Origin of the sequence: Bartonella sp. AC62GZZY (assembly GCF_042196525.1) — a bacterium.
Taxonomy (GTDB): domain Bacteria; phylum Pseudomonadota; class Alphaproteobacteria; order Rhizobiales; family Rhizobiaceae; genus Bartonella.
The window spans coordinates 68,820-76,388 of sequence record NZ_JBHIQN010000010.1 but is presented as its reverse complement, the minus strand read 5'-3'; the positions used below and the strand labels follow the sequence as shown (position 1 = coordinate 76,388).

8 protein-coding genes, 1 tRNA gene and 1 pseudogene are annotated in these 7,569 nt (G+C 38.2%); 5 read left to right on the top strand and 5 right to left on the bottom strand.

Annotation, left to right across the window (positions count from 1 at the left end):
* The first annotated feature begins 921 nt into the window (after positions 1 to 921).
* Positions 922 to 1,137: a hypothetical protein gene (locus tag ACFIML_RS06980; RefSeq protein WP_375687737.1), complete on the top strand. Its 216-nt coding sequence runs from the start codon at positions 922 to 924 to the stop codon at positions 1,135 to 1,137.
* Positions 1,138 to 1,449: 312 nt separating this feature from the next.
* Here the strand turns inward: ACFIML_RS06980 and ACFIML_RS06975 are convergent.
* From ACFIML_RS06975 to ACFIML_RS06960, 4 genes and pseudogenes are all read right to left on the bottom strand, one after another.
* A pseudogene (locus ACFIML_RS06975) lies at positions 1,450 to 1,689 on the bottom strand (DnaJ domain-containing protein); the annotation flags it as partial.
* Between the two features lie 422 nt (positions 1,690 to 2,111).
* Positions 2,112 to 2,417, bottom strand: a complete 306-nt coding sequence (locus ACFIML_RS06970) for a hypothetical protein (protein ID WP_375607055.1) — start codon at positions 2,415 to 2,417, stop codon at positions 2,112 to 2,114.
* Between the two features lie 229 nt (positions 2,418 to 2,646).
* Positions 2,647 to 3,180 carry a hypothetical protein gene (locus ACFIML_RS06965; RefSeq protein WP_375614450.1) on the bottom strand — a complete coding sequence of 178 codons (534 nt, stop codon included), beginning with the start codon at positions 3,178 to 3,180 and terminating at the stop codon, positions 2,647 to 2,649.
* A 93-nt stretch (positions 3,181 to 3,273) separates the two neighbouring features.
* Complete coding sequence (locus ACFIML_RS06960) at positions 3,274 to 3,945, bottom strand: hypothetical protein (protein ID WP_375607053.1); 672 nt, start codon at positions 3,943 to 3,945, stop codon at positions 3,274 to 3,276.
* A gap of 586 nt (positions 3,946 to 4,531) precedes the next feature.
* Between ACFIML_RS06960 and ACFIML_RS06955 the strand changes: the two genes are divergently transcribed.
* Entirely contained in the window at positions 4,532 to 4,675 is a 144-nt protein-coding gene (locus ACFIML_RS06955) for a hypothetical protein (RefSeq protein ID WP_375607052.1), read from the top strand.
* A 257-nt stretch (positions 4,676 to 4,932) separates the two neighbouring features.
* Positions 4,933 to 5,133 (top strand): hypothetical protein, encoded by a 201-nt coding sequence (locus tag ACFIML_RS06950; protein ID WP_375614448.1) that lies wholly within the window; start codon positions 4,933 to 4,935, stop codon positions 5,131 to 5,133.
* Positions 5,134 to 5,799: 666 nt separating this feature from the next.
* Here ACFIML_RS06950 and ACFIML_RS06945 read toward each other — a convergent pair.
* Positions 5,800 to 5,874 (bottom strand) — tRNA-Thr (locus tag ACFIML_RS06945).
* Between the two features lie 172 nt (positions 5,875 to 6,046).
* Between ACFIML_RS06945 and ACFIML_RS06940 the strand changes: the two genes are divergently transcribed.
* Together ACFIML_RS06940 and murA are read left to right on the top strand one after the other, a co-directional pair.
* Positions 6,047 to 6,199: a hypothetical protein gene (locus ACFIML_RS06940; RefSeq protein WP_375607050.1), complete on the top strand. Its 153-nt coding sequence runs from the start codon at positions 6,047 to 6,049 to the stop codon at positions 6,197 to 6,199.
* A 159-nt stretch (positions 6,200 to 6,358) separates the two neighbouring features.
* The coding region (gene murA / locus ACFIML_RS06935; protein WP_375687734.1) for a UDP-N-acetylglucosamine 1-carboxyvinyltransferase at positions 6,359 to 7,569 on the top strand (1,211 nt) is incomplete at its 3' end.

The following is a 7,569-nucleotide window of genomic DNA, read 5'->3' as shown; positions in this document are numbered from 1 at the left end:
GAGGTCGTTAAAGCTTGTTTAGACGTATTGGAACAGGGGGGAGCTTCTGGGAGCTTTTGTGGTGAGTGCTGGGGGAGTACAATGACGGGCAAGTGTTTTTTTATTGCAGAGACAATGGTGCGCGTTATGCTTTCGTTCTTGGGGTGCGCCGCTTGGGAGGGGCTTAGCTGATATGGAAAAGGAGGGGATGAGAAATTTGTGGGGAAGGGGGATGTTGGGGGGGACTTGTTGGGGAAAATGTTGGTGATTGGCTGGTTAAAAGGGAGGACGAGTGGGGGGGAGCTTGAAGCGCATGCAAGGCGTATGCTGGAGAGGAAAACGAGAATGGGAGTAAGGCCAAGTGTTTAGAGATATGGTGGCATGATTTTGGGAGCTTTTGTGGTGAGTGCTGGGGGAGCGGCAATGATGGGCAAGTGTGTTTTTTATTGCTGTGACAATTGTATACGTTATGCTCCCGTTCTTGGGGGGAAGAGCTTTGCAGGAATTTTCTTAGCCAACATGGAAAAGGGGGGCATGAAGAAAAGAACCTATAAAAGAGCCTATATATGAGAAATTGCGGGCGCTTGTGGGGGGGGGGGAGTTGCCGGCTGGTTCATTGGGGGGAAAAGACAATGGAGGGGGCAGGTCGTTATCCAGTGGCTTGGAGTGACACGGAAAGCATGCTGGATAACAAAATGAGGCTTAGGGGGAAGAGAAGCAGTAGTACAGACAGGTTCCAACTTATAAAAAGGCACGTTCAAGGGGGGAAAGAGCCGGTTTTTATGTTTTTGCGGCACGCAAGTAGGGAGCTTGGAGTGATACGTAAAGCATACTGAAAAATGGAAAGATGTTTGGCGGGGGAGGTCGTTAAAGCTTGTTTAGACGTATTGGAACAGGGGGGAGCTTCTGGGTGCTTTTGTGGTGAGTGTTGGGGGAGCGGCAATGATGGGCAAGTGTTTTTTTATTGCAGAGACAATGGTGCGCGTTATGCTTTCGTTCTTGAGGGGAAGCTTAGGGGCGCCGCTTGGGGAGAAGAGCTTTGCAGGAATTTTCTTAGCCAACATGGAAAAGGATGTTAGGGGCATGAGAAAAAGTCTGTGTGGAATCAAGCGGGCTTGTTGGGGGAAAGGTTGGGGGGCGGGTTGTGGAAGAAAATAGAGGGGTGGAGGAAATGGGAGAATAAGAAAAGAACGAATAGAGACATTATAATCTTTATGTTTTTCTACACTACCTTGTTATAGAAGATCAAGGATAATGATGCCTTGTGAATTCGCTGCGGGTTGCTTTTAAAGCTCTTCAAAAGCACTTTGACTATTAAAGTTGAAATCCAAACACTGTTATCATTGTTATGAAAAAACAAATAGCAATAAATATTGTTGTTAAAAAAGTCATAATTCTGTATTGTGTTTTCCATAACCATATAATTATTTCAATTGCTGTAGGTTTTTCGTATTCATTACTTTCAGAAGCCTTGTCATTATCTTTAAAAGTTTCATGATAGAACTGATTGTAAGCAGCTCTCTTTTGAGGATCTTTAAGAACTTCATAGGCTTCACAAATTTTTCTGAATTTTTGTTCTGCTTCGGTACTAGAATTATGATCAGGGTGGTATTGCAGAGCTAATTTACGAAAAGAAGATTTTATCTGTTTAGCGTTGCATTCGTAGCTTACACCAAGAATTCCATAATAATCGTCTTCATTTATTATCATTAAATACAGCCACTTGTATATTGCTCTTCTTTTATAAGATCGTTTAATTGATCCCCTTTGAATGTATCGACATGTGTTGTTTTTTGTGTTGAGAATATGTGCAAAAACATGTTTAATGAAAATGGCTATAGTGATTATACTGTATCTAAATGAGAGGAGATACAGTTCAAGACGCTTAAAAATGCAGGGTGTTTTTAATATTTTAGAAATATTTTTTTACAAAAATAGATTAAAAGAGAGACGATAAATCAAATGTAAAAGGGACGGCAATAATAGCCAAGGTTGTCATTATTGTAAATAAACAGGCAGGAACCTTAAATCTAAAACGCCAAAGTAAACTTATGGGAACAGACATTATCGTTGTTATTACGAATGCTACGATAAACCATTGCATGAATAATTTCATTATATTGATTTCATTATTAAGACGATTTTGTTTTAGTTCTTCCTCTCAAAACACAATCGATAATAGAAAAGCCATGATAAACAGGAAATTCTCCACCTGGACAAGCGCTAACAGAAAATTGTTCAAGCTCTAACCATTCTCTTTCGCGTTCTTTTTCCAATAGCTTCTTTTTTATTTTCTGTCTTATATATTCTTTTGAAATACAATTGATCGGAGAAGTACTTCCAACAAAAAGATCATCTGTTGTACATCCACTCGTTGTATGATGCGTAAATAAAATAGCGCTTATTACGATAGCGAAGAAAATAAAGTGTTTAAACATAAGGTATTTATTGTCGTTTGTTTCTGACGAGCTTTTATAAGTCATTTCTGTTGAATAAATCAATATGTGTTATTTTATGTTGGTAAAATACAACAAATTGTATGATAACGTTACTGTACTTTGGCACTCTGTATCTAAAGATGGCGATAGATAGTTCAAAGTGCTTGAAAATAAAAGATATCTTTTGAGAAGCACTTTTCATCAAGTTATGGAATGAATAGATCAAAGTTTATGGTAATTTTGTATACTCTATGATAACTTTGTATAAGATCTCAATTTCATGATCAAGTTTCTCAAGTTCTTTCTTGTTTTTAACTATACGCTCTTGATATGTCTCTATGTGTTTCATAAGGTTTGAGAGATGTGTATGCTCATGAGAGTGTTTTGCTTCATTCACATGTCGCATTGCATCTATTTCTAATTCTATAAGGGTGCACAGAGTATTAAATACATGATGTCGTTTTTTGATTATATTTTGCCATTTTTTTATTATATTGACATGTTTTTCATAGAGCGGTTGCGATAACTGCCGCTTGTTTTCCAAAAAAAATGTTTTTTCTATCCAGAGAATTTGGTAGAATTTTTCTTCCCACCAGCGACTTCCATTAACAAGGAAAATGCGGAAAAATCTCTCTCTTTCTGTAATCTCTTTTGAAGAGAATACTTCATTCGAATGAGTATATCCCTTTGAAGAATAAAAAAGATGCGTTGTTAAAAGAGCGATAATTAAGACGCTTCTCAATAAAGACTGTTTAATTAACATTGTTTTTATACCCTCTTTGTGCCTGATTATAGTCATTGTGAGGGGGGCTTAATGGTTCTTTAGAAGTATTTTGAAAGGCGTTTTATGATCCGTTTAAAGATTTTTTAAATACTGCTTCCATTTTTCAAAAGTGCTATATCTTACAGGTGGTTTTACATTTTCTTTGGGCATCATTTTAAGGTATACCTCTCTAGCCATAACGCACATTGTTGCTGTGTTTCTAAAACGAGTGAGTTCATTGCCTATGATGAGCTGCTCTGTCTGAAGAGTTTGTTCTTTTCGACTAATGCCATTGGGAGAATCCAAAAATTTTTCTGCGTACGCAAACATTGGATCATCAAAGTTTGTTTCAAATTTTGCTTTGAGGAAAATATTTTCTATATAATCCCAATCTTTCCTGTATTTCATCCCGTTAGCTTTAAAATCCTTCAGTCTTGTTGGTAAGTCGTTAAATGTAAGTGTGGGCATCGTTTTATCATCTTGCCATAAATCAAAAAAGCGTCCACAAAAAACAAGCAATATGTGATAATGTCTTAAAATATTGAATTCTGGAGGATTATTGGGCAATATTATTAAATATTTCCAAAATTGACTTTTGTCATGGGGTATACTTACAGTTTTTTCCATATACGCTTTTAAATATTCTACCTCTTTTTTTGCTTTTTCTAATTTCTGAGAATATTCTAAATGAGTGTAATTTTCATGGACATATTTTTGGTAAACCTTATCGTATTCAGCAAGGTCGCTTACTTGAGTACAACCCAATAATATGAATACAGAAAAAAACGTTATAAATATTATGACGTACGTTCTGAATAATAATTTCATCATTTTAACTTTTAATGATTATCATGAATATTTAATTGATTTCTGTTAAATAAATCAATGTGTGTTATTTTTGTGTTGAAAATATACGTAAAAACGTATTTAATAAAAATGGTTATAATGATCATAATGTGTATAAGTAAAGGTGTGGTACTGGCTAAAACCCCGCATATGTGGGGTTTTAGCTTATTGGAGGAGGTATGACAGCAGAAAGTATAAGGGGATCTGTAGCCAAAATGGTTGTCCTAAGGTGGGGAGAGTAGGCAATATCCAAAATACTCCAAATGAAATATACTTGTTGTTGTACATTCACGCACTTGTTTTAATAAAGATATCTCGCTCTAAGCTCATTTCACACCCATTTCATGCCTGGCGTTCGTAAATTTCATACTGGCACCTGTGAATAATATCGTGAGGGGTATAACGATAAAGCCCCGTAGATTATAAAGTCCGTAGATTATACCCCCCAGAGATTATAAACATTGCGCACCCTATCTTTACTTTATGAAAAAGTAAGTTGGTACTATTGGGGGCCGTTGCAAAAATTGCGGCATGGGCTGTAGCTCTTGAGACGATTCATAATCTCGTTTATTGGGAGGCTTTTTACGAAGAGATATGCTTTTCTTGGAAAGTTTCTCGCTATACGGATCTTTCTGCTTGTGAAGTGTAAGCGAAGAGGGGTGATTAATTTCAATAGAACAGAGGGAGAGAGCTTTTCGCTTTTGGGGCTCTTATGCAAGAGGAATAACGCTATCCGTATCAATCAAAGTATTCGTATAAAAAAGATGCGTGTTGAAAGAGGGAGGCTTAGAGCACGTGGAAAACCATAGTGTATAAAATTGGTAATGAGGGATCTTCTTTGAAAAGGCGGGCTCTCAATTTTCTGCCATATGGGATGTCTAGTATATAGGATGTCTAGTATATGGGATGTCTAGTATATGGGATGTTTACCATATGGGATGTTTGGCATATGCGAGCGTGGGGTGGCTTAGTGAAAGCTTTATTGAGGGGGATTTTATCACTGTTTGTTTTTTGCTTTTGGTAAGGGGTGGGGAGAATGGGAAAGGAATTGAGTTGAGAGGAGGTTCTGGAAATGGCTCTGTTAGATCTGTTGTAAATGACGAATAAGATCGATGAAGCTTATTCTAATTTCTAGAGGGAATGCTTGTGTTGCTTGAGATGGATAGAGAGGCTAGAAAGATAAGATTATTCGTTTTGGGTCGGATAAAGGTATCAATGGGATATGTTCAAACAATGAGTTTATAATAATTCATTATTGAGATTCAATTTGAATTTCAATGAGAGCCTGAAATAGTGTGAGATGTTCTTAGTTCTCTTATTCAAACGCTCTTATATTGAATCAAGTAAAATCGTTTGTTTGCATATTACAAACAGGGTGAGCTTGTGGGGAAAAATATTCAAGAAATAAAATATTGAAAAAATAAAAATGCTTATATCGTCTCAAGTGCCAAGAGCTGTTGCAATAGTGAGGCTTGGCAAAGAGAAGGAGTAAAGGGGGGCAATCTTACAGAAATGAAAGAGAGGGAGGGGCAAGGAAAGAGGGGAAACCAATAGGAGAGGGACTATTCTTTGGGGGGCGGTCAATTTCAAAAGCCGTTCGTAAAGTATTTTAGAGATTAAGCGTGTTATTGAGGCCATTGATTTTGAAGCTATTGAAACGCATAGTTTAAAGGATGGAGGATTTGATGAAGCTGATGGAGGTTGGGGGAAAAGATTTAGGCTTATAGGGAAGACTTATAAGGGCAAAAAGAGAGAGGCAAAAGAAGAATAAAATGGTGCTGCGAGAGAGGATTGAACTCTCGACCTCTCCCTTACCAAGGGAGTGCTCTACCACTGAGCTACCGCAGCCCTTTTCAATCTTTGCGCTGTCTTGTGCCATATTGTCAGAAAATAGGCAAGAGAACATTTGTATATTCTTGCAAGAAAACGTATCTTATGTCATGACATATGCTTCTTATATGCTTAAATATCTAAATGAGTTGCTTGGATAGAAGCTCAACACTGTTTAAAAGGTTGCGCAATGACACAAATGCATCAAAAACAAAAACAAAATGAAATTAATCATCAAGATGAAAAAGCAAAACGACGTCAAGAAAGATTGGCACAACAATTGCGTCAAAACCTGAAACGTCGAAAAGAGCAAAGCCGAAAAAGAGCACAACCAGAGCTCTAAAATGCAAAAAAATGTTTTTTAGTAAATTTTTGCAACCAAACTTCTCAATAATTTGTTCTCATAGTTAGAATGCGTTCTAAAACGATTAATAAAGCATAACTTCCCGAAGGGGGACAATCCTTTGGAAGGGCAGGCACAAAGGAAAAGAGGGAAAACACGATGGATTCTATTCAAATTGTTGGGGGAGAAAAACTTAAAGGAACAATTCCTATTTCTGGGGCAAAAAATGCTGCATTGCCTCTTATGATTGCGGCGCTTTTGACAGAAGAAACGCTCACTTTAGAAAATATTCCGCATCTGGCCGATGTTGAATTGCTTATTCGTATTCTCAATAATCATGGTGTTGGATATGCCGTTGATGGACAAGAGTTTAACGATGAATGCGTGAATTCAAGAACAATTCATTTTACGGCGCAAAAAATAGCTACAACACGGGCACCATACGAACTGGTGAAAAAAATGCGTGCAAGCTTTTGGGTTATTGGACCTCTGCTTGCACGATGCGCAGAGGCTTATGTTTCGCTTCCTGGAGGATGTGCTATCGGGACAAGACCTGTCGATTTTATCCTTGAGGGACTTAAAACTTTAGGCGCACAGATTACTATCGAAAATGGATATGTTCATGCAAAAGCGCCAAGGGGGTTAAAAGGTGCTTGCTATCGTTTCCCTAAAGTCACTGTTGGTGGAACCCATGTGCTGCTGATGGCGGCGACAATGGCAAAGGGAACAACCACTCTTGAGAATGCGGCTTGTGAACCAGAAGTGACAAACCTTATTCGAACCCTGAATACTATGGGGGCTCAAATAACCGGTGAAGGAACAACAACGCTTACAATTGAAGGGGTTAAAAAACTCAACGGTGCTAGAGTACGCGTTATTGCTGATCGAATCGAAGCGGGAACATATGCAATGGCTGTTGCTATGACGGGAGGAGATGTCTTTCTTAAAAATGCAAATCCTAATCATCTCACAAAAGTGCTTAAGGTGCTGCAAAAAACAGGACTCGAGATTCAAATAGAACCTCAAGGAATTCATATTAAGCGAAATCCAAAGAACACCAAAATTATGCCCGTTGATATTAAAACAGGACCTTATCCTGCTTTTCCAACCGATCTCCAAGCGCAATTCATGGCGCTCATGACACGGGCTGAAGGAATCGCGCATATTACAGAGACAGTTTTCGAAAATCGTTTTATGCATGTTCAAGAACTCAATCGCTTAGGAGCACAGATAAAGCTTGATGGGCAGACGGCAACCGTTTATGGAACAGAGCATTTGCAAGGGGCTCCCGTTATGGCGACGGATTTGCGTGCTTCTGTTTCTCTTGTGATTGCAGCATTGGCGGCAAAGGGAGAAACAAACGTCAATCG